This window comes from Ruegeria meonggei, assembly GCF_900172215.1.
In the GTDB taxonomy this organism is placed as follows: Bacteria; Pseudomonadota; Alphaproteobacteria; order Rhodobacterales; family Rhodobacteraceae; genus Ruegeria; species Ruegeria meonggei.
Map to the genome: position 1 here is coordinate 157574 of NZ_FWFP01000004.1, position 21503 is coordinate 179076.

The window sequence follows — 21503 nt, forward strand, 5'->3', positions numbered from 1 at the left end:
TCATTTCTGTAGGCCCAGGCCCTGTTTCTTTGGAAGGATGACATCGATGTCGACCAATGTTTTCACCGGCACCATGCCTGCACTGATGACCCCTTGTACGGCAGATCGTGCTCCTGATTTCGATGCGCTCGTTCGAAAGGGACAACAGATGATCGATGTCGGCATGTCGGCTGTGGTCTATTGCGGTTCGATGGGGGATTGGCCGTTGCTGACCGATGAACAGCGGATGGAGGGGGTCGAGAGGCTGATCGGGGCAGGGCTGCCCGTTGTTGTCGGCACCGGGGCCATCAACACCAAGTCCGCCGTAGCCCATGCGGCCCATGCGCAAAAAATGGGCGCGGTCGGCCTTATGGTCATTCCTCGGGTTCTGTCACGAGGCAGTTCTCCGACCGCGCAAAAAAATCACTTCAAGGCGATCTTGTCAGCAGCACCGGACGTACCGGCAATCATCTACAACAGCCCCTATTATGGCTTCGCAACGCGCGCTGACTTGTTCTTCGCCCTGCGCGCCGAACATCCCAACCTGATCGGGTTCAAGGAATTTGGCGGAAAAGATGATCTGCGTTACGCGGCCGAAAACATCACCAGCCAGGACGATCAAGTGACCCTGATGGTCGGCGTTGACACCGAAGTTTACCACGGCTTTGTCAATTGCGGCGCCACAGGCTCAATCACCGGGATTGGTACTGCCCTCCCGCGTGAGGCGCTGATGCTGGCGGAATTGTCCAAAAAGGCCGCAAAAGGCAACGCCGAAGCTCGCCTGCGCGCGCAGGAATTGACGGAAGCCATCCAGGTTCTGTCCACCTTCGACGAAGGTCCTGACCTGGTGCTGTATTACAAGCATCTTCTGGTTTTGAATGGAGAACAGGAATACCGTCTGCATTTCAACGAAAGCGATGAGTTGACTGACACGCAGCGCAATTATTGCGAACAGCAATACGCGCTGTTCGGAGCTTGGTTCTCTGATTGGTCCAAACAGGGTGGGGTGATCGCTGAATGCATGTGATCGACAGCCATACGGGGGGCGAACCAACGCGTGTTATTCTGGACGGCGCGCCTGATCTGGGATCCGGCCCGCTGGCCGACCGTGCCCTCCGTCTGGCCACCGAACATGAAGAGTTTTATCGCTCGGTGATGCTAGAGCCGCGCGGCCAGCCGGCCATGGTCGGGGCGCTACTGGTCGAACCCGTTGACCCGACCTGCGTAACCGGCGTGATCTATTTCGACGTGGATGCCGTTCTGGGCATGTGCGGGCATGGCACTATCGGACTGACAGTCACGCTTGCCCATTTAGATCGGATCGGCGTTGGGATGCATCGGATCGAAACCCCTGCCGGAATTGTCACGGTCGAATTGCACGATACCCACACGGTCACTGTCACAAATATCGAAAGCCGCCGGGTGGCCGCTGATGTCACTCTGGACGTGCCCGGATATGGCATGGTTACCGGGGATGTTGCCTATGGCGGCAACTGGTTCTTTATCGTTGATCCCAGCCCGACCCCGGTTGAGGCCAGTAACATCCAACACCTGACTGACATGACAATCGCCATTCGAACGGCGTCCATTGCGCAGGGCATCGGTGGCGAACAGGGTGAACCGATTGACCACGTGATCTTTCAGGACGCATCACCAGCCCCTGACATTCACAGCCGCAATTTCGTTCTGTGCCCCGATGACAATTATGACCGCTCTCCCTGCGGCACAGGCAGTTCCGCGCGGTTGGCGTGCCTGGCCGCTGACAGGGCGCTGCCACCGGGGCAGGAGATCGTCCAACAAAGCGTCATCGGCAGCACTTACCGCCTGTCGTATCAGCCGGGTCCGACCGGAGGCATCATCCCCTCGATCACTGGGCAGGCCCATATCATGGCCGAGGCCAAGTTGATCTTTGACCCAAACGATCCCTTCCGAAACGGGATCGCCCCATGACCCAGAAGGTTGTCGTGATCGGGGCCGGTGTCATCGGCATCACGACAGCGCTGGACCTGCAGCGCCGGGGGCACTCTGTTCTGGTTCTGGATCGCGGGGATGCCGCCACCCAGGCCTCAGCCGGAAATGCCGGGGCTTTTGCCTTCCCCGAAGTGGAGCCGCTGGCAACGCCAGGCATTTTGCGAAAAGCACCAAAATGGTTGCTGGATCCACTGGGCCCATTGTCGATCCCACCCGCCTATGCGCTGCAGATTTTGCCCTGGATGGTGCGTTTCCTGCGGGCCAGCCGTTCGGATCGCTACACATCCCTTTTATCCGCCCAAGTCAGTTTGATGAAACTGTCCAGCACGGCCCTGGACCGCCTGATCGCGTCAGTTGATGCCGAGCCTTTGCTGCAGCGTGACGGCCAGATGCAACTTTACGAAAGCGAGGCAGAGTTCCAGGCCAGCCTGCCGACCTGGACCCTGCGTCGGGATCACGGGATTGAATTTGAACTGCTGGACAGCCGCGAAGCAATTGCAGAAAAACAACCTGGCCTAAGCCCTCGATTCACCCATGCGGGCTATACGCCCAACTGGATGAACACCGTCGATCCGGAAAAATGGGTTGTGCATCTGGCACAATCCTTCCGAGACCGAGGGGGGCGGATCGAAACACAGGATATCCGGGCACTCTCCCCGACGAATGACGGGATAAAGATTGCCTTTGGCGATGGCCAGGTCGATGCGAGCAAAGTCATAGTCTGCGCCGGGGCGTGGTCGCATCACCTTGCCCGCACGCTGGGTGATCACATCCCCCTTGAGACCGAGCGCGGCTATAACACAACCCTGCCCGTAGGGGCCTTTGACCTGCGCATGCACCTGACATTTTCGCGCCATGGTTTTGTTGCCAGCCGCATCAATAACGGCGTCCGGATCGGTGGTGCGGTTGAACTGGGCGGGCTGAACCTGCCGCCGAACTACCGACGGGCGGATACTTTGCTGACCAAGGCCAAACAGTTTCTACCCGGACTAAAAACCGAAGGTGGTACACAATGGATGGGGTTTCGCCCCTCGATGCCGGACAGCATCCCGGTTATCGGCCCCTCGGCGAAATCGGCCAATGTCATCTATGCTTTTGGCCACGGACATCTGGGACTGACACAATCTGCCGGGACAGCCGAGCTTGTCGGCGCATTGGTCGACGGCCAACCCGACCCGATCGCGATGACCCCATACTCTCCCAACCGGTTCTAAGGAGAACACATGCGCAGCGCCAAAACCATCCATGTCATCTCGGCCCATGCAGAGGGCGAAGTCGGCGACGTCATCATCGGCGGGGTACAGCCGCCACCCGGGGATACAATCTGGGATCAACGCTCGTTCATTGCGCAGGATCAGACCCTGCGCAACTTTGTCCTGAACGAACCGCGCGGCGGCGTGTTCCGCCATGTCAATCTGCTGGTCCCGCCCAAACACTCCGAGGCTGATGCTGCCTTTATCATCATGGAGCCCGAAGACACACCGCCCATGTCGGGATCGAACTCAATCTGTGTGTCGACTGTGCTGCTGGATGGCGGGATTATCCCGATGCAGGAACCGGAAACACATCTTACCCTTGAGGCACCCGGAGGGCTGGTTCGCGTGCGCGCCGAATGCCGCCAAGGCAAGGCCGAGCGCATATATGTACAGAATGTTACCAGCTTTGCCGATAAACTGGACGCGCAGGTTGAGGTCGAGGGGATCGGAACCCTTCGCGTGGATACCGGGTTTGGCGGCGATAGTTTTGTGATCGTCGATGCCGAGGATCTGGGTTTTGCCCTGACCGCGGATGAGGCTGCCGATCTGGCACGATGCGGCGCAAAGATCACCGATGCGGCCAATGAACAACTGGGCTTTCATCACCCCGGTGCCGACTGGTCCCACATCTCGTTCTGTCAGATTACCGGCCCGCTGAGGCGCGAAGGCAAAGTTTTGACTGGCCGCAACACGGTTGCAATCAAGCCGGGCAAACTGGATCGGTCCCCCTGCGGAACCGGCGCATCGGCGCGTATGGCGGTGATGCTGGCCAAGGGTCAGATGGGCGCGGATGACATTTACCACGCGCGCTCTGTTATCGACAGTGAGTTCCGCTGTCGCATTGTGAATCAAATCGAGTTGCAAGGCCGTGCAGCCATCATCCCGGAAATCTCGGGTCGCGGCTGGATCACCGGTACCCATCAACACATGCTGGACCCCGACGATCCGTGGCCCGGTGGGTATCGGTTGAGCGACACCTGGGGCGCATAAACAACCATTACGGTTAAATGTGTTATTTTTCAGCCTCACTTTCAGAGGGTTGGAGGTTAAAAGACTTGAGGAACAGCCAGACTCATACCACCTAAAGGTTAGTATTGCTGACCCAAAGGAGCCCTGATGCACATACGTCTTGCTGCCCTGATCATCGTTATCGTCACCCTGTTTTTGTCGTTCAATTCGCCCTCCAAATCGGGACCGGATTACACGCTATTGGCCGAGGCATGTCTGGGCAACAAAGGTGGGATGTCACACGTGGTCGCAGCCTGCACCACACTGATGGCGGGCGAGGAAGTTAGCCTGGAAGGTCAAAGCAGGCTGCTGAGAGCCCGTGGTTGGGCGTATTACTGTGGCAAACAGTACGACAAAGCGATCTTGGACTATACCGACGTTGTGGCGTTGCGACCTAACGACTCAAATGCACTACTCAATCGTGCCATGGCTTATGACGCCATGGATAACTCTCGCTCGTCGGAAAAGGATTATTCTAAGGCATTACTTCTCGACCCCAATAACGCTTACGCGTTGTTTTAAAAATCGGAATTTGACCAGCGCCAGGGAAACCTCCCCGCTGCAATTCTGGGTTTGGAGCGGGTTCTTGAGATTGATCCAAGCTATACGAGAGCAGGCCATGTTTTGGCGGACATTCACTTAGAAATGAATGGAATTGACGGAACTCAAAGATTTCTCCGTCAGGCCAAGAACAAATGGCCAAATGATTTTTGGGTGTATGATACACAACTTATCTTTGACCTGACGATTACTGGCGATCATGAAAGCGCCATGGCGGCTGTGGCACATCTTGCTGAGATGGAGCCCGGAACAAAGTACGAAGCATTGGTTCCCGCGTTGGTCCACTTGAAGATTGGCAATGAGGACGAAGGGATCAAATATGTCACTGAATTCGCGGAACGGCAATTTAACCAAGACGGCGCGAAAATGAACCTGTTCAAGCGATGGTTTCGGAATTCCTCGAACTGGTTTGTCCTTGGCCAAGATCAACAATGGCTGTACCGGTATTTGACCTACGCAGAGCTGGGCAGGACAGATCTTGCCAAGATCGAGATAGATGAGTTTCTTCGTGAGTCCGGAGAGAACGGTCGAAAAATCGTACTTGAACTTGTGCATGCCGCTGGCATTCCCATTTCGCAAGAGGCTTACTCGGGTTCCTCCAAGCATTTGGATGTCACGATTACGCAATACCTTGGACATCTCGCGGAAGCGAGCGGCTTCAAAGACTTTGGCCTGCCGGAAAAGAACTGAGGTCTCAAGCCGGGCTACTCAGGGGCAGCGCACAGGCGTGCGAGAACACACACCACCGTTTCCCTTCGGCCCGTGGCAATTTGCGCCCCCTCTAAACGATTGATCCCAAGCCAAACCTGATTTATGGGAGGCCCTGTCAAATCAGAGTCACCAACGGGGCAGCTGCATTCACACGCCCCTTTATACGCCACGCAGACGTGGCACGCTCTTGGATCGCACGCCCCGAAAGGCTTAAAAAAGGTAAAAGAATATGGCAGATAAATCGAACTTCGACATATTGTATACCATTGTAGACGAAGCGCCCGAACTGGCCAGCGCCTCGTTCCTGCCCATTATTCGCAAGTTCGCCTCGGCCGCGGGCGTCAGCGTTGGCACCAAGGACATTTCCCTGGCCGGACGCATCCTGGCGACCTTTCCAGAGAATCTGACCGACGCGCAGCGTATCACCGATGATCTGGCGGCGCTGGGTGAATTGGTAAAAACACCCGATGCAAACGTGATCAAGCTGCCCAACATCTCGGCCTCGGTGCCGCAGCTGGTGGCCGCCGTTGAGGAACTGCAATCGCAGGGCTATGATATCCCGACCTATCCCGAAGAACCCTCGACCGAAGAGGAAAAGGCGATCCGCGCGCGCTATGACGCGATCAAAGGCTCAGCCGTCAATCCGATACTGCGCGAAGGCAACAGCGACCGCCGGGCCGCGCGGGCGGTAAAAAATTACGCTCAGAAGAACCCGCATTCGATGGGGGAATGGGCGTCGGACAGCAAGACCAAAGTCTCGTCCATGCCGGGCAATGATTTTTACGCCAATGAAAAATCGGCCACCATCACGGCTGCTCAGGCCGGTGATGCCAAGATCGAATTTGTTGGCAAAGACGGCAGTAAAACCACCCTGAAAGACGGCTGGCCGCTGGCCGAAGGCACTGTGGCCGACGCGACATTCATGTCGGTCAAAGCGCTGTCTTCATTCCTGGCGGATGCTATCGAAGACACCAAGACAGACGGCACCATGTTCTCGCTGCACATGAAGGCCACAATGATGAAGGTCTCGGACCCGATCATTTTTGGCTATGCGGTCAAAGCATGGTTGGCCCCGGTTTTCGAGAAATTCGGCGCGGAACTGGACGCCTTGGGTGTGAATCCGAACTCGGGCCTGGGTGATCTGTTGGATCGCGTTCAGGGCAATGCCGACATCATGGCCGCCATCGACGCGATCAAGGGCAACCGCCCGGCCATGTATATGGTCGACAGCGACAAAGGCATCACCAATCTGCACGTGCCGTCAGACGTGATCATCGACGCCTCAATGCCAGCCGTAATCCGCGCAGGCGGTAAGGGCTGGGACGAGACCGGTGCAAAGGGCGACACCAACTGCGTCATCCCCGACCGGTGCTATGCCACTGTCTATGACGAATCGATCAATTTCTTCAAAGCCAATGGCGCGCTGAACCCGGCCACGGTTGGTGCCGTTGCCAACGTTGGTCTGATGGCGCAGAAGGCCGAGGAATATGGCTCTCACCCGACCACGTTTGAGGCCCCGGCCGATGGCACCATCCGCATCGTTCTGGCCAATAGCGAGATTTTGCATGAACATGCGGTTGAAAAAGGCGATATTTGGCGGGCCTGCACTGTCAAGAAAGCACCGATCGAGAATTGGATTCAGTTGGCCATGGACCGTCAGCGCCTGACCGGGTCCGAGGCGATTTTCTGGCTGGATGCAAGCCGCGCCCATGACGCAGAGCTGATCAAATACGTCAAACCAGCGCTAGACGCTGCAGGCGTTGCCGACAAGTTCCTGATAATGGCCCCCCGCGAAGCGACCCGTCAATCGCTGGAGACGATCACCGCAGGAAACGACAGCATAGCAATCACTGGCAACGTGCTGCGCGACTACCTGACCGACCTGTTCCCGATCCTGGAACTAGGCACCTCGGCCAAGATGCTGTCGATCGTCAAACTGATGAATGGCGGTGGTCTGTTTGAAACCGGCGCGGGCGGGTCGGCCCCGAAACACGTGCAGCAGCTGGTTGAAGAAAACCACCTGCGCTGGGACTCGATGGGTGAGTTCTGTGCGCTGGGGGAATCTCTGAATTTCCTGGCCGACAGCAAGGGCAACGCCAAGGCAGGTGTTTTGGGCGCAGCGGCAGAGGCTGCAACGCAAGGCATTCTGGACGACAACCGCTCACCCAGCCGCAAGGTTGGTCAGCCGGATAACCGCGACAGCCATTATTGGTTCGCGCGCTACTGGGCCGAGGCATTGTCAGCGCAATCCGACGATACCGCCCTGGCCGCCGAGTTTGCGCCGGTTGCGGCAGAGCTTGCGGCGAAGGAAGAGCAGATTCTTGGCGAATTGGCTGCTGCACAAGGGCCCGCAGCAGATCTGGGCGGATATTTCCACACCGATCCTGCCAAGACAGCTGCGGTAATGCGCCCAAGTGCAACACTGAACGCAATCATTGACTAAAGACACAAGGCCACGCCCGACGGGCGTGGCTTTTATCGTCAAAAAACAATCTGTTAGATAGAAAAAGGGCCGACCCCCAAAGCCGACCCTTTTTGAGTGAGTGGAGAGGCCTGAGCCTCACCGGTGTAGTTGTCCTTACCGTAACAGCCCCAGAAACTATGGGTATTAGGGATTTCCCGTAGCCTGTACTTGCCTGCAACTGAAACGAACAAAAAAGGGGCCGGTCCCAAGACCAGCCCCAAAGCATTTAGTTAACCCGAAGGGTCAGTTCGATGCTGCATTCAGCTTTTCGTTTTGCTCACGCAGGGTATCCGAGATAATCGCATACCACTCTCCGGACTCACGCATTTCGATCAGACCCTTGTTCATCATCGCAACGTATTCCCGCGCGAACGGGTTGGTGCGGTGCGCGAGGAAGCTCATGGATGACAGCGTGGAAACATAAGGATTTTCCACGATGTCAGCAGATGTCAAACCCATGTCCTTCATAGTTGATGCGAACAGATCAACTTCGAATGCTGCCACATCCGCCGTACCTGTCAAAACGGCGTCAAGACACTCACGGGCAGAGCTGGGGTGGACCAACGTCAAGTTTTCGGAATTTAGCCCGACTTCTTCAAGCACAACCATGCTCCAGCCATCCATACGGCAAAGGGTTGCGCCTTTGAGGTCTTCAAAGTCTGTAGCCTGTACGTATTGGCTTTCCGGCAGGGTAAAGAACCCGCCAACAACATCATAGACAGGGACCGAAGCAACAAACTCGTTACAGCGGGATTCTGTAGCTGCGGACCACTCGTAGGTCCGGTTTGTACAATCTGGCACTGTCCAGGCGATCGAGATATCGAATGCACCAAGCGGCAAGAGAGTCTCCAGATGCGAGCTCCAGTCATCTACAAAGCTAACCGAGAAATCGCGTTGGTTGCCCGCGCGCTGAAGACTGGTCGTTGCCAGGCGGGTCATGATTCCACCACCACCCAGGCTTTCAGTTGTAAACGGTTCCCAGCCGTTGCCAGCCACCAGCTTGATCGGCGGCGCATAGACGTTCGAGCGTTTGACGCTGGCCGCACGCTGTTCTTCAGCTGCGATCAGTTCCTGCGCGGACTGACCGTTCGGCAAGCTTCCATCCTCACATGGCAAGGTCAGAACCAAGCCGGGTGCCAGATCGTTAGGGTTGGTAATGACATTGCGGTTGGCGTTGAAGATCGGCTGATAGTTCGACGTGCCATAGGCCGCGATGGCGATTGTTGCCATCGTGTCGCCGTCTCCGACTGTATAGTTGGTACAGGCCTCTTGTGCGGCGGCCGCGCCGGCGCTCAGGGCGGTGAGGGCTGTCGCCGACAGTACTGCTTTCTTCAGTTTCTTGTTAAACATGTCCACTTCCTCCAGACTTTTTGTTTTGTCAGGCCAATTGCTGCTTTAGCCATTTTCCATTTGGTGACGCAGGGCGGTTGACACGATGTCACGCCATTCGCCAGATTGCTGCATGATCGCCAGACCCTGGTTGAGCGTCTCAAGGATCGCTTCCCCATCCGGATTATCTTTGTGGGTCATGACGTTAAGCGACTTGATGGCCGCTAGGTTGGGGTTCTCAATGATGCGGTGCTGGTAGCCCAACCGCCCGATGGTCTCGACGGCCAAATGGGCCTCAATCGCGACGATGTCGGCTGTGCCGTCCATCACTGCGTGAAAACAATCATCCGGCGAGACGGGCCGCATAAGAGAGACCGCTGGTTCGTAAAGCCCAACGGCGTCCATGTGGGACAGTGACCAGCCTTCTGGACGACAGATGGTTGCTCCGGCAAAATCCGCATATGTCAAGGTTTCTTCATAACCCGACCCCTCGCGCGCAAAGAATGTGTCTACCACTTCGTAGAACGGGTTCGAGAAGTTGTAGGTTTCACAGCGCGACCTATCCTTTTCAGACAGCGCCGCCGGTTCTTCGCAATTCGGGCGCGACCAGGGGAACGTGCCGTCAAAGGCCAGCGTTGGCATCAACAGGTCCAGATGCGAGGACCAGTCATTGACGAACTGGATCTTGTAAGACTGTTCAGGCGCGGCCCGCAGCATCGCGGTTTCCACAAGGTCTGTATACAGCCCGCGATTGGGCAAGGCCTCATCCGTGAACGGCGCGTAGTTGCCGCCTGTGATCAACAACAACTGACGATCGCGGATTTCCGGGCGCTCACCCGCATCCGCGTTACGGATAAGTGCTGCGGCTTCGGCGCGCGCGGCTTCGATTTCTTTCTTCGCCTCAGCCCGTGCCGCAACAACAGCGTCTTCGCTGGCTTTGTTCGCCTCCGCGATGGCTTTGGCGGCACGATCTTCGGCAGCTTTGACCATCTCGGACGCCATTTCAGCAGCCATGGCTTCGGCTTCGGTCTGCGGTGCAGCAGGTGCCCGGCCAACGTCTTCCAGACAAGGGAATGTCAGCACGTCACCGACCCTGATGACATTCGGGTTGTTGCCGATGACATCGCGGTTGGCGTCAAAGACGATGCGAAAATCTTCGGTTGAATAAACCTGGATGGTCAATTCCCGCAGGCTGTCGCCGGGTTGAATTTCGTATGTCGAGCACGCCTCTTGCGCCGAGGCGGCACCGGCCGCAGCAGCAAGTGCTAGGCTGGATATGAACAGATGGTGTTTCATGGGTCCTGTATCTTTGCCTTGGTTAGTTTCTTGTTAGTTTCACAACGCCGATTGAGGCATTGTCTTGGTCCGGATGATCTTTGGCTTTCAACGCCCGCAGCAAGGTATCGGCAATGTCTTGTGCCAGCGCGTTCACATTGTCCTGCAGGATCGTCTGAATTTCCGCGTTACTGAGGTACTGCAACCCGTCGCTGCCCAGGATCAGAATGTCTGATGCTGCCAGGGCCAGTGGGTCTTCGGGGCAGTCGACTTTGGGAATGGCTGCGCCCATGATCACCGACGTCAGTTGGTTGCGATCAGGATGGGCGAGTGCTTCGGCCTCGGTCAGGGTGCCTTCTGCAAGCTGCGCATCAATCATCGGCGCCATGGAATGGTCTTCGTTGATCTGACGCAGCGCCCCGTCCCGGAACAGGTATAGAGGGCTGTCTCCGATCGAGATCCAGAACACGCGCGGGCCGATCAGCAAGACACCCAACATGGTAGAGCCCATATTGAACCCTTCACCCTGTTCCTCGCAGAAATTGGCGATCGAGGCGTTGGCCTGCATTGCCGCCAACGGCAGTGCGTCTGCCAGTGCAGCCTCTGAAGGCGTTGGACCCTCAAGCTGAACGTCCAGCGCGTCGCGCCAGGCTGAGATCACCAGATCCGAGGCAACCTCGCCAGCTGCGTGCCCGCCCATGCCGTCTGCCACGACAACATAACAAGCATCCGCCGCATCGAACGTGCGCGCCGCGACCGCATCTTCCTGCGTGTCCCGCTGCCCCTGATCCAGGATCAGTGCAATATCATATGCCGGAGTCGCCAGCATCTATCAGGCATCCCGCCAATCAAAGCCGTCATCACAGAAGGCTGAAAAGCGCAGCGAAGTTTCGCTGATCCGGATCAGGTCGCCACTGGCCAGTGGAACGGTGCTGAGCACTGGTTTGCCGTTCAGGCGTACCAGATTGGCTTTGCCACCATGTCCGAGATAGCATTTACGATCTTCGGGGTCGTAGGCGATCACTGCGTGACTGCTGCGCGATATACCCGTGTCACCGAAGTCCAGCTGAATCGCCTGATCATCGTTGCGACCAATCTGCATCAGACCTTCGGTCACAGTAACGCAGGATCCACGACCCGGCCCGTTTGTGATAACCAGCCAGCCAACCGGAAAAGTCTCTTGTGCGGCTTCTGCTTTCGCAACCGGTTCGGCCGTTTCGATCAAGTCCTGAACATGAGTATCGGCACGCTCAAACCCAAGGAAAGTGGTTTTGACGCGACCACGGCGATCCGAGGACGGGGCAGGCTGCTGTGGCTCGGGTAGTGCTTCCGCTTCGGGTTGATTTTCTGGTTCTGACACTGGCTCAACAGAAATTGGCTCAACCGCGGCGGTCTCGACGGTCTCCGTGATCACTTCAACAACAGGTTCTGCTTGCTGCGCTACAACCTCAGCGGCCTCTTGCGGTTCGTCAACCTGAGGGGCCACCTCGGCTGCGACGTCTTCATCCGTGGCCACATGCAAAGTAACCACAGCATCTTCTGCCTCAGCTTCGGCTTCGGGAGCCTCAAAGATGTTGTTCTGTACCTGGGCGACCACTTCAGTCACCACAATCTCATCTTCCGCTTCAGCGGTGACCGCGTCTTCGCTCTCGGAAAACTCGGGCATATCCTCTTCCGGTATCAGCTCATCGCTGTCTTCGTAGCTGTCCGAAGACATGTTGCCACCCGCCAAGGCCTGGCGCAGCGCGTTAAAATCCGCAATGGGCTGAGGTTTTTCTGCCTCGGCTTCGATCTCGGTTTCAGGCGCGGCAACCTCGTCCAGATCGTCTTCGGATTCTTTGGCTTTTCCGGCACCTTCGAGAAGCCGGCTGAGAGGGCTCTTGTATTTGAACATGGTGTCGACACCTTTGTATCTTGGCACGGATATCTGTCCCGTGGGGCTGCTACTCACCTCTGCGCACATCGACGCAACGGCACTTCGAACTTTCTGTTTCTGGCGGATCACGTAACGAACCGGTCAGACTACTCCTGCTTTAGCGGCATGACGGCCTGCGTCTCAGTGCCATTGCGCAACACTGTCAAACGCGCCTGAGGTTGATTTTCGGACACAAGTGTTTCCAACAGGGCATCCAGACTTTCGGACCCGTCAATGGCCGCGCCGGTCTGCATCTCTGAGATCAGAATATCGCCTTTCTGAAGGCCGCCCGCCGCATCCACTGGCAAGCCAGTCACGACCGTTTTCCAACCCTGACTGTTGGTGTTGCGCACCGTAAAGCCATAACCGTTTTCCAACCCGATCATTCGGTTAGCCGGCAAGGCCAGCAATCCGTTCTGTGCCCGGGTCTTGCCAAGCGGTCGATACCGCGCGGTAACACGGATAAACCCATCCGGATCAACCGAAAGGTCGTCCAACACCTGAGCGGCAAAGCTTGCATCGGCCCGAACCGGTTCTCCGTTCAGGGTATAGATCGCCGCACCGCGTGTGACCCAATCGCCAATAACGCTCATGTCCTGGGCTGGATCGATGCCGGTCACCGCAATGATATTGCCGGTTGATGCACGCCGTCTGGACGTCTGAAACGGGATTTCTACATCCCAGTGCGAAAACGCAACCTGCGCATCGGCCAGATTAACCGCAACTGCCGCGAAAGGTTCCGTTGTCGTCGTCTCGGCTGTCTGAGGTTGCTCCTCTTCTGCGACAGCCGCTTCGGCCTGTATCTGCTCGACAGGCACTTGTTCTGGTTCTTTCTGTACAAGCGCAGCATCGACCGTTTCCGGTTCAACCGCTACCTCGGCAACCTGTGCGACCGGTTCTTCCGCCGGTACAGCAATGTCCACCGTTTCTTCAGCTTCTTCGGCAATTGCAGGCGGTGGGGCAACCGCCACATCCTGTTCCGAAGCCGTATTGTTCCCGGACATCAGAAAGAACCCGCCTGCGGCCAGACCAACCGCGACAACCGCGATGCCCGCAAACATCTTACCGCTACCGCCTGACCCGCTTTTTACCACGGTATCGACCGTAACCTGGGGTTCTTCGGCAGCTACGAACTTGGCCAGTTCATCCTCGTTCTTGTCTTCGTTGCCCAAGGCCAGATCAGCATTTCCTGCCAAAAGGGCGGTAACGACCGCTTCGGCGTTTTCGCTTTCCGCCTTTATGCGTGCCTTCTCAGCCGCTTCGTCCTTGCGATCCATGGCGACGATTACCGAGATTGGGCGCCGTTCAAACGTATCGAACATGACACCGGGACCACGGAACATGCGCAACCAATCCAGAGCAGTCTGAAGGCGGTCGGTGGCGTGAACTTCCATCGCCTTGTCAATTGCTCCAAGGAAACCTTCGGGGTAACCCTTGTGGCGTCCGGCCAACGGCACGTAGGGGTCATCCTGACCGTTGTTGAACGCATTCAAACGCGTCTGACCATCGATGGGGCGCTCGCCACTGATGGCGTGGTACAGAGTGGCTGCCAGAACATACAGGTCGCTGCTGGGGCCTTGCTCGGCCCCGCGTACGTAAAACTCATGCGGGGAATAGCCGTCCTTGATAACCCGCAATGTCAGCAACGCGGCAGACTGGTTCGCTGCCTGTTCCCGCGCGGCACCGAAGTCGATCAGGATCGGCTCACCGTTTTCGTCGATCAGAATATTGTCGGGCGAGATATCGCGGTGCAACATGCCGCTGTCGTGAATGAAAGACACCGCCGACAACATCTTTTCGGTGACCTGAACGATGAAATCAGGGTTTGTTTTGTTGTCTGGGTTTTCGACGTAATCCAGTAGATCACAACCCTTGACAAAGTCCATGGCGATATAGGCGGTGTCATTGTCTTCAAACACCTGATGCACGTCGACGATGTTGGGATGCACCAGCCGTGCGTGATTGCGGGCCTCCTGAATGAACAGGTCGATGATAGCGCGCAGATCATCTTTATGATTGGGATCTGTGGGTTCAACCAGGTCGCCGTTGCGTGTGCAAACCGCGCTTGGATAGCATTCTTTGATTACAACTTCGCGCTCCAGGCTGTTGCGGGCCAGGTAGGTAATTCCAAATCCGCCATTGCTGAGGAAGCGTAGAATCTCATACTGCCCGCGCAACAGCTTGGCGCCTGGTTGGAGTCCGTCAATTTTCGGTTCGTCGTGCGATGCACCGACAGCCTGGTTGTGGCTCATTTCTTTCCGCCCGTTCTAATCGTTTTGCGGTTTTGTTAACTGGGAAAAAAACCCGCGAACTCACAACCAAATACAACCGCAGATCACTTAAGACGGTTAGACGTTTCAAATTTGACTTTATTGGGGCCGCCTCATGGCTTCACTAAGGACCCTTTAAGGTCAAAATCATCATATAGTGGATAATCATGTCACTTTATCTATATGTAGATGTTCGGCGCCTAAATCCTGCGAACTGAATCGCAGTTTTCACCTGATTGATCACCGAATTCGAAACAATAAAACGCCGATTCTCAGAGCTTCGAATCGGCTCTTAGCGACTCAATCTTAACGAGAGGTTGTCAGGTTCCGGTTTTGGGTTGCATCGAATCCACCCGGCTGCCGGCCCAGGCGAGGTTGTCGCTGAGCTGCGCCAGGATACTGATCGCGTCTTTCAAGGGTGCATCACCGGTTTCGAATTGCAACAGCAACAGCAGATCTGTGGCCTTTTCGAACTCACCAGGAATCCAGTCTGCTGACGGGTCGATTTCTCCACCCTGCTCAAGCCGTTCGGCAAAATCCTCGACGATTTCCTGACAGCTGTTGAGAAAGGCCGCCGGCTCAATGGCCGAGGATTCGCGCAGATCTGCATAGATGCTGGCAATCGCAGCCAGCCAGTCTTCGAGAATGGGATTCTCCAGCGGTGGCAGGGTCAACTCGATGGCGGCCTGTACCGCAGAAGCGTCGGCCTGAGACTGTTCCTGCTCTGGCCCCTGCAAGTCTTCGAGATAGGGCAGGAAGTCCTGCTTCAGATCCGCGCGTGCGGCTTCCAGGTCTGATTGGCGGCGGTCCGAGGCGATTTTCAATACGTGCTCGGCCAAATTCTGACCACCACATGTTTCCCACAGGGCAAAATCGGGCTCTGGTTCCTGCGCCATGGCGCGGACCGCGACAGGTGTTCCGATGGGCACGACGGCCCGGAACATCTTGTTTTTTTCCTTGTTCAGCCGTGCAAGCACACGGTCCAGTGCATCACGGACCGGTGGCAGGTCTGCATGGGTTACGGCCAGCAGGCTGTTGTCGCGCAACTCTGTCGGAACTTGCGCCCACAAGTGGCGCTCTGTCTCGCGCCAGGCGTTGGTTCCGTTGGTGCACCAGATTGCGCAATCAACGAATTTCAACAGATCGAGCGTGGGTTTGTAGGTATCATCCAATGCCCCGGCCCCTGGCAGGTCGAACAGGGAAATTTCCTTAAGGGCAGGGGTATTCAGACCGACCGAGATAAAGTCCGGGTTGTCCGCGGCAGCTTTTTCCAGCGCAATACCGGAATAGACTTTGGGCTCTTTGCCCCACCAGCCGACGGTGGTTTCAGGTGTCTCGGAATAGGCTACGATGACCAGCGGTAGTTTCAGATGTTGCGGTCCGGTGGGCAGAATGTCGGCCCCGGCCAGCATGTTGGCAAGGCTGGATTTCCCAGCCCCAAATTCCCCGGCGAAACCGATATTGACCGCGTTGGACAGCTGTTCAGCATGGGCGAGGGCGCGCGCGCGCATCTCTTCCATTGCCGGGTCGGCTGTCAGGTCTTCGGTCGCGGTCAGAAAGCGTTCAAGTTGTCTTACTTCCTGGTCCGTTCCGGGGAAATCTATCATTCCGCAGCCTCTGCTAATCTTTTGTCTACGTAGTCCGCGCTGTATACGGCGCTCAGTTCGTCCGTTATGCGCTGTGCCTGGTCATAAGCGGTTTGGGCCTCGGCCCGGGCGTTTGTTTCACTGCTGCCAGAACGGTGTTCCAGATGTCCGGCCAGCAAAGCCATGTAGTGGTCCAGAACTGTATTCAGACGCTCCAACAGATCGCCACGAGCGGTATCCACCAGATCGTCTCCAATCATCTCGAACTCTTGAACGATCATCCGTTCAGCGCGCGCAACTACACTTTTACGCGAAATCAGTCGCGACAGCCAGTTAACCCGCAATTCAACGGTGATGCCCCGTGTCAGGGCCGTGGTATCCGGCCGAAACCAGCGCACGGCACTGGTATTCATCCGGTTGTCGGTCGGGTCCTGCCAGCCGGGCAGAGCGCGCAGGGCGGCGTTGCTTTGCATGTCGATGGCGTAAAGCTCGCTCAGCATCCGCTGACGGACAACCTGCGTGGCACCCTGAACAAGCTCGCGCATGCGATCGCGCAATGGGGTAAAGTTCAGCTCGGTCTCGCCGCCTTTGGCCAACAGCGGGGAATCCCCGTTCGGGCCCCGCACCACCGCCGAGACAGCCTCGGCCACGGTGTCGTCCATAACACCGCGCAAATTGGCCAGTACGTCGTCCATGTCGCTGACAATATCTGTCGTTTTCTGAGTGACCAGATCACGCAGCTCTGCCAGCGTTTTGTCATTTTCGTCAGCGTTCCCGGCGTCTGGGCTGATTTCATCTTCAATCACACGCAGATGCGCTTTGGAGCGTTCAAGTTCGCCTTGGGCGAAACTGTTCAGGTGCTGCCATGCCATGCGCAAATGTTCTTCGCGTGGGCCGTCGGTCAAGGCGCGAGTGACATGTTTGCGCAGGTCCGGCAGACCCGAGGCGATCATCGCGGCAAACCGCAAAACGCCTTCGCGGCTAATCGGGCCGGGGCCCTGTTTGATCTCTTCCACCCCGTCCAGATACTGTTTCATCTGTTCAGGATGCGCGCGCAGCCATGCCAGAACGTGGTCATGATCCACGCCGGTGTCATCCCCGGTCAATGCGTAATGTGCCCATTGGGCACTGCCCATCAGGACATCAATGTCCGAGTTTCCAAGCGCCTGTTCCAGGCCTTCCATGACATCGGCCCGCACCTTACCCGCATCCTCGGCACCGCCGCCAAGCTCATCAACTCGGTTGATGAAAACAACGATTTGACCCAGTTCCAGCGCCTGCATGAGGCGGAACAGTTTCAGATCGGCCCGCGACAGCGCCTGATGCGCCGAAAGGACCACGACAAAGAAATCGGATTCCCTTAGATATTGCCGCGAGATTTCTTCTCGGATCAGCAGCGGGTCATTGACACCCGGCGTATCCGTGACGGTCAGCGGAAAAGGGAAATGGCCAATGTCAAAATAGACCTCGGCCTTGCGGGTGATATCGCTGTACAGACCCCGATCCGAACCCGGATCATACGTTCCTTCATCGGTGGGATCATCGCCTGCGCAGACGTAGCGTGCCAGATCGTCTGTGGTCAGGCTGTCCAGATCATGGTGCTGACCCAGCAGGTGCTTATAGCTTTCGCCCAGACGCAGTTTGGCGCGGGTCTTCATCGCTTCGACCTGCTCTTCGATCATCTCGCGCTTATAGCTGTCCTCGTCATCGGGGAACATGTTGCGCAGTTCTTCACCCTCGGCAATCAGCGATTCCCACTGGCGATTGTCGAAAAAGTGGAATTCGGCCCCTTGGGTCCGGCCCGAGGGGTGCCCAAAGTGCATGTCGGTAATCACTGTTGTCCACGGGTTCACATCTGAGGGCAGGTATTCAGCCTGACCGGTAAACCCATTGATCAACCGGGACTTGCCCGCCTTGATCTGCCCAACAAAAGCGATCGATGGCTTCAGATTTGAAAGATCACCTACAATGCGCGAAATGAACTGACGGGTCTCATCGTTGCTGGAACCGTTCATGTCTTCGGCAATGCGAATTAACTCGCGACGATTGTTTTCACTCATAAACTTTACCCTGGTAACTTACAAACACGATTTGAATTCTTCGAAAAATTGAACTTTAGCGCCGGTCTCATTCGTCCGGCCTCGTTAGTGTTGCCCACAGATTGACTACGGCGCCCAGTTTACGAGCTTGGTGCACCGCCATTGCAAACTGTTCGTTGTCGCGCAGGATGGCCAACCCAGCTCCTTTGCCACCAGAAGGGCGCATGACGATCAGCTGCGGCAAATCCAAATTTGATGCGTCCGCAGACCAACCGGAAAGGTCGCGCGCAAACTGGCTGAGCAATTCCTGGTCCGGGTGTAGCGGTTGGGCCTGGCCACACGTGCCCTCTGCGCGAAGTTCCGCACCGTCTTTCGCCTGGGCCAGCACGCGGCCTTGCGCAAATCGGTCGGCACCTTCGAAGAAACGACTTGCAAGTCCGTCAAGTAAGGGTTCGGCTGTCACCTCATCCTCAGCAGACTCGGCATTGGCAACAATGGAAATGACGGGCTCTGCCGTCAGTTCAATGCCTTCGCACGCGACCTCAATCTCGCTGAACGTAATGCCGACATCGTCCGCCTCCAGGGCGGTGTCGGGCTGCAAGGAAACCAGCTCCAGCGGCGCCGTAGCAGAGGCGATATCTGACACCAATCCAGCCAGTTTGGCGGCAAGATCTTCTCTGGATTCAGTTTCGAAGTCCGGTGCGATGCCAGCGTGCACCCGAAACACATCCGTGACCCGAGAGCTGTTGACTTCAATCGCTAGGCAAACCCCGTTGGCGGCCGTGAATTCCAAGCGGCGCGGAAGGATGGTACCCCGTATGATATTCAGCACTTTGTCGCGCCGCACCTGAGCAGTATCGCCGGGTATAGTGACCGCCGGGTTAAGACGAGCCACTGCCGAACGCCCGATGTCATCGAGCATTTCGAGTATGTCTGTGTCCATCATGCCGTGACCCCCTCTGGTCCCGTCTAAACTGCGGCCGCAACCGGCCCCAGACTGAGATGCGATTTTGTCAGTGCCAACCCAACATTGGCGCTGCTGTTGCAGATGTAGCAGACCACATGATCGGGATACTCCCGGGTCCGCAAAAAGATGTTCAACCGGTCATTCGAAAATACCGCGATTTCCCCAAATCCCGGGTATTCTGCCTCTTCAGCGTCAGAGCTGCGTAACAAATCCTCGAACGCTTTCACGCCGCGGCCTTGAAACAGGTTAGCCACGGCAATGGCCAGACTGTCCAGCGCGTCGGCAGCATCAGGATCAGAGGTGTTGGTCCCCAGCAACATCCCCGTTTCCATATCGACATACCCGGCTGCAATACAGTCGGGTATGGTCGCTATCGCGTTGTTCAATGCTGTTTCGATAGACATCGTTTCTACCTGAGCTTCTTTTTACGACACATGCCATTCCGCCCCGCCACCGTCAGGAGCTTTGGGAACCGGACGGGACGATCCCTTGGTCTTACGCGCGATATGTTCAGCTGCAATTACATCGAATTCTTCGAGAAATGCCTTGAACACCTTTTTCAGACCTTCTGCGTCCTTTGGCAAATCCTCATCTTCGGTAATCTCACGCCACATGGACGCGGCGCTGAGCGGTGCGCCGGCTGGTACATTCAGCAAATCCTCAAGCGCGTCATCCTTTCTGCCGGCTGCAGCGGGTGCATCGGGGGCTGTTCCATTGGACAAAGGAACCACTTGCATGTCCATCAGGCCCTGGGATTCCGGCTCGGGTTCAAATTCGTCCTCTGTGTTTTTCGATTGCTCCGCCAGAAGGGCAGTGATCGAAGATACAGAGGTTTCCCCCTGCAGTTCGTCTTGCTGATCCGTGGGCGCTTCATCCCGTTCGGGTGCGTTGCCCAACTTGTCCTCCAGCGAGGCCATGAAGTTATCCGCCTGTGCGGTCTCTTCCAGAGGCTGATCCACCTCTTCTTCGGACAGAAGATTGAGACCGTCATCCAGGTCATCTTCGTCCAACTCGTCAATATCCAGAAGGTCGAACTCGTCCTCGTCCTTCATCGTATCCGTATGCCCGGTCAGGTTCAGAGGCTGACTGTCCGCCTCCCGAAAGAACGAGCGCAGGTCATCCTCATCGACTTCGACAACCGGTTCAGGAGTTTGTGTCTTTGCCGTCATCTCGGCGCGTAGACGGTCAGCTTCTTCCGCGTCGATCCGTTCAGCGCGGTCGGTGTCTTCGGTGCGGCGTTCCACACGCGACGGACGCACTGGAAAACTGGTGACCACTTCGTTATCAGCGTCGATATCTGCAACTGGGTTCACAAGTTTCAGCGGCGCAGGCTCTTCTGCGCCTTCAGATTTCCGCTGGGGTCGTATCGGCTGAACACGCGGTCCTCCGGCCAGGCTGTTGTCTATCTGGTATTGCGACAACTGATCGGCACGGTTGTCCATGATCTGTTCTGTGATCTCAAGGAAGCTGTCGACCATCTTCCCACCACCGCTACGCGCCCACAGCTCGGTATCGCCGCTTTTGTCGCGCGCGGTGATTGCATCGCGCGCCGAAAAGAGGATCGAGCGGTTGAACAGATGCCCTGCTTCGCGGTTCACCCGTCGCAGCACTTTCTGACGATCTTTTGCGCCCAAAACATCAGCACGGGTCACCAGCAACAATGAGTTATGCTGCAAGCGTTCCGGCAGCGACACCCAAGTCGCCCGCTCTGTCTCGCGCCAGGCCTGGGTCGCATGAGTACACCACAACACGCCATTGGCCTGCCCAACGGCGCGGCGCCAGACATCATTGGAAATCTTCGGATCCGAGATCCCTGGGGTGTCGATCAGATCGACAGCTTCCAAAATGTCGGATTCCAGGAAAATGCGCACAAACTGGACGTCGTTGACACCCACGCCTTCCAGTTGGTCCAGCGTGATATCTTCGCGGCTACCATCGTGGCGCTGCACGTAAGCCGACTGTTTGCCCCAGCTGAACCAAACTGGTGGCAACTGTGTCGCTGTCACTTGCGTTGGCAGCGCCTGAGAGCGCAGCAAAAAGTTCATCAGTGTCGATTTCCCGGCACTGAATTCGCCCATGAGCGCAAAAACGGGTTTCCGGCGAGACCACTTCTCGATGCGTTCCCATGCCTTAGGAGAGACGAAGCGGGTTTGTATATCTTTTGCCATGTCG

General features: G+C 56.8%; 17 protein-coding genes. 7 read left to right on the forward strand and 10 right to left on the reverse strand.

Annotated features, from left to right (window positions below; genetic code table 11):
• Window positions 1-46: 46 nt before the first annotated feature.
• The 7 genes from RUM8411_RS07950 (at window position 47) to RUM8411_RS07980 (ending at window position 7929) form a co-directional block, all read left to right on the forward strand.
• Window positions 47-1006, forward strand: a complete 960-nt coding sequence (locus tag RUM8411_RS07950) for a dihydrodipicolinate synthase family protein (RefSeq protein ID WP_085822166.1) — start codon at window positions 47-49, stop codon at window positions 1004-1006.
• Entirely contained in the window at window positions 997-1929 is a 933-nt protein-coding gene (locus RUM8411_RS07955) for a 4-hydroxyproline epimerase (protein WP_085822167.1), read from the forward strand. The genes RUM8411_RS07950 and RUM8411_RS07955 overlap by 10 nt, the downstream gene beginning before the upstream one ends.
• The gene (locus tag RUM8411_RS07960; RefSeq protein WP_085822168.1) at window positions 1926-3164 is read left to right on the forward strand and encodes an NAD(P)/FAD-dependent oxidoreductase; all 1239 of its coding nucleotides are present in this window, start codon (window positions 1926-1928) and stop codon (window positions 3162-3164) included. The genes RUM8411_RS07955 and RUM8411_RS07960 overlap by 4 nt, the downstream gene beginning before the upstream one ends.
• Window positions 3165-3173: 9 nt before the next feature.
• Entirely contained in the window at window positions 3174-4196 is a 1023-nt protein-coding gene (locus RUM8411_RS07965) for a trans-3-hydroxy-L-proline dehydratase (RefSeq protein WP_085822169.1), read from the forward strand.
• A 126-nt stretch (window positions 4197-4322) separates the two neighbouring features.
• Window positions 4323-4736 carry a tetratricopeptide repeat protein gene (locus tag RUM8411_RS07970; protein WP_085822170.1) on the forward strand — a complete coding sequence of 138 codons (414 nt, stop codon included), beginning with the start codon at window positions 4323-4325 and terminating at the stop codon, window positions 4734-4736.
• 123 nt (window positions 4737-4859) lie between these two features.
• On the forward strand, window positions 4860-5465 hold the full coding sequence (locus RUM8411_RS07975; protein WP_085822171.1) for a hypothetical protein: 606 nt from the start codon (window positions 4860-4862) through the stop codon (window positions 5463-5465).
• A gap of 250 nt (window positions 5466-5715) precedes the next feature.
• Window positions 5716-7929, forward strand: a complete 2214-nt coding sequence (locus RUM8411_RS07980) for an NADP-dependent isocitrate dehydrogenase (RefSeq protein ID WP_085822172.1) — start codon at window positions 5716-5718, stop codon at window positions 7927-7929.
• Between the two features lie 264 nt (window positions 7930-8193).
• Here the strand turns inward: RUM8411_RS07980 and RUM8411_RS07985 are convergent, their stop codons facing one another.
• The 10 genes from RUM8411_RS07985 to RUM8411_RS08030 form a co-directional block, all read right to left on the reverse strand.
• Window positions 8194-9300, reverse strand: coding sequence for a transporter substrate-binding domain-containing protein (locus RUM8411_RS07985; RefSeq protein ID WP_085822173.1), 1107 nt, complete (start codon window positions 9298-9300; stop codon window positions 8194-8196).
• A gap of 45 nt (window positions 9301-9345) precedes the next feature.
• A complete protein-coding gene (locus RUM8411_RS07990; RefSeq protein ID WP_085822174.1) occupies window positions 9346-10575 on the reverse strand; it encodes a type 2 periplasmic-binding domain-containing protein in 1230 nt (409 codons plus the stop codon).
• Between the two features lie 22 nt (window positions 10576-10597).
• Window positions 10598-11383 (reverse strand): PP2C family protein-serine/threonine phosphatase, encoded by a 786-nt coding sequence (locus tag RUM8411_RS07995; RefSeq protein ID WP_085822175.1) that lies wholly within the window; start codon window positions 11381-11383, stop codon window positions 10598-10600.
• 3 nt (window positions 11384-11386) lie between these two features.
• On the reverse strand, window positions 11387-12448 hold the full coding sequence (locus RUM8411_RS08000) for an FHA domain-containing protein (RefSeq protein WP_085822176.1): 1062 nt from the start codon (window positions 12446-12448) through the stop codon (window positions 11387-11389).
• A gap of 128 nt (window positions 12449-12576) precedes the next feature.
• The gene (locus RUM8411_RS08005) at window positions 12577-14721 is read right to left on the reverse strand and encodes a serine/threonine protein kinase (RefSeq protein WP_085822177.1); all 2145 of its coding nucleotides are present in this window, start codon (window positions 14719-14721) and stop codon (window positions 12577-12579) included.
• Window positions 14722-15059: 338 nt separating this feature from the next.
• A complete protein-coding gene (locus tag RUM8411_RS08010) occupies window positions 15060-16346 on the reverse strand; it encodes a dynamin family protein (RefSeq protein WP_085822178.1) in 1287 nt (428 codons plus the stop codon).
• Window positions 16343-18385, reverse strand: a complete 2043-nt coding sequence (locus RUM8411_RS08015; protein ID WP_085822179.1) for a dynamin family protein — start codon at window positions 18383-18385, stop codon at window positions 16343-16345. Before RUM8411_RS08015 ends, RUM8411_RS08010 begins: the two co-directional genes overlap by 4 nt.
• 67 nt (window positions 18386-18452) lie before the next feature.
• Window positions 18453-19286, reverse strand: a complete 834-nt coding sequence (locus RUM8411_RS08020; RefSeq protein ID WP_234995166.1) for a hypothetical protein — start codon at window positions 19284-19286, stop codon at window positions 18453-18455.
• A 47-nt stretch (window positions 19287-19333) separates the two neighbouring features.
• Complete coding sequence (locus RUM8411_RS08025; protein ID WP_085822181.1) at window positions 19334-19735, reverse strand: hypothetical protein; 402 nt, start codon at window positions 19733-19735, stop codon at window positions 19334-19336.
• A gap of 21 nt (window positions 19736-19756) precedes the next feature.
• Window positions 19757-21499: a dynamin family protein gene (locus tag RUM8411_RS08030; protein WP_085822182.1), complete on the reverse strand. Its 1743-nt coding sequence runs from the start codon at window positions 21497-21499 to the stop codon at window positions 19757-19759.
• Window positions 21500-21503 lie beyond the last annotated feature (4 nt).

Excerpts from the sequence above, each read along its gene's own strand:
- RUM8411_RS07965 (WP_085822169.1), top strand. The coding sequence starts at position 3,174 with ATGCGCAGCGCCAAAACCATCCATGTCATCTCGGCCCATGCAGAGGGC.
- RUM8411_RS07960 (WP_085822168.1), top strand. The coding sequence starts at position 1,926 with ATGACCCAGAAGGTTGTCGTGATCGGGGCCGGTGTCATCGGCATCACG.
- RUM8411_RS07950 (WP_085822166.1), top strand. The coding sequence starts at position 47 with ATGTCGACCAATGTTTTCACCGGCACCATGCCTGCACTGATGACCCCT.
- RUM8411_RS07955 (WP_085822167.1), top strand. The coding sequence starts at position 997 with ATGCATGTGATCGACAGCCATACGGGGGGCGAACCAACGCGTGTTATT.
- RUM8411_RS07990 (WP_085822174.1), bottom strand. The coding sequence starts at position 10,575 with ATGAAACACCATCTGTTCATATCCAGCCTAGCACTTGCTGCTGCGGCC.
- RUM8411_RS08025 (WP_085822181.1), bottom strand. The coding sequence starts at position 19,735 with ATGTCTATCGAAACAGCATTGAACAACGCGATAGCGACCATACCCGAC.
- RUM8411_RS08010 (WP_085822178.1), bottom strand. The coding sequence starts at position 16,346 with ATGATAGATTTCCCCGGAACGGACCAGGAAGTAAGACAACTTGAACGC.
- RUM8411_RS08030 (WP_085822182.1), bottom strand. The coding sequence starts at position 21,499 with ATGGCAAAAGATATACAAACCCGCTTCGTCTCTCCTAAGGCATGGGAA.
- RUM8411_RS08020 (WP_234995166.1), bottom strand. The coding sequence starts at position 19,286 with ATGCTCGATGACATCGGGCGTTCGGCAGTGGCTCGTCTTAACCCGGCG.
- RUM8411_RS07985 (WP_085822173.1), bottom strand. The coding sequence starts at position 9,300 with ATGTTTAACAAGAAACTGAAGAAAGCAGTACTGTCGGCGACAGCCCTC.
- RUM8411_RS08000 (WP_085822176.1), bottom strand. The coding sequence starts at position 12,448 with ATGTTCAAATACAAGAGCCCTCTCAGCCGGCTTCTCGAAGGTGCCGGA.
- RUM8411_RS07980 (WP_085822172.1), top strand. The coding sequence starts at position 5,716 with ATGGCAGATAAATCGAACTTCGACATATTGTATACCATTGTAGACGAA.
- RUM8411_RS07995 (WP_085822175.1), bottom strand. The coding sequence starts at position 11,383 with ATGCTGGCGACTCCGGCATATGATATTGCACTGATCCTGGATCAGGGG.
- RUM8411_RS08005 (WP_085822177.1), bottom strand. The coding sequence starts at position 14,721 with ATGAGCCACAACCAGGCTGTCGGTGCATCGCACGACGAACCGAAAATT.
- RUM8411_RS08015 (WP_085822179.1), bottom strand. The coding sequence starts at position 18,385 with ATGAGTGAAAACAATCGTCGCGAGTTAATTCGCATTGCCGAAGACATG.
- RUM8411_RS07970 (WP_085822170.1), top strand. The coding sequence starts at position 4,323 with ATGCACATACGTCTTGCTGCCCTGATCATCGTTATCGTCACCCTGTTT.
- RUM8411_RS07975 (WP_085822171.1), top strand. The coding sequence starts at position 4,860 with ATGAATGGAATTGACGGAACTCAAAGATTTCTCCGTCAGGCCAAGAAC.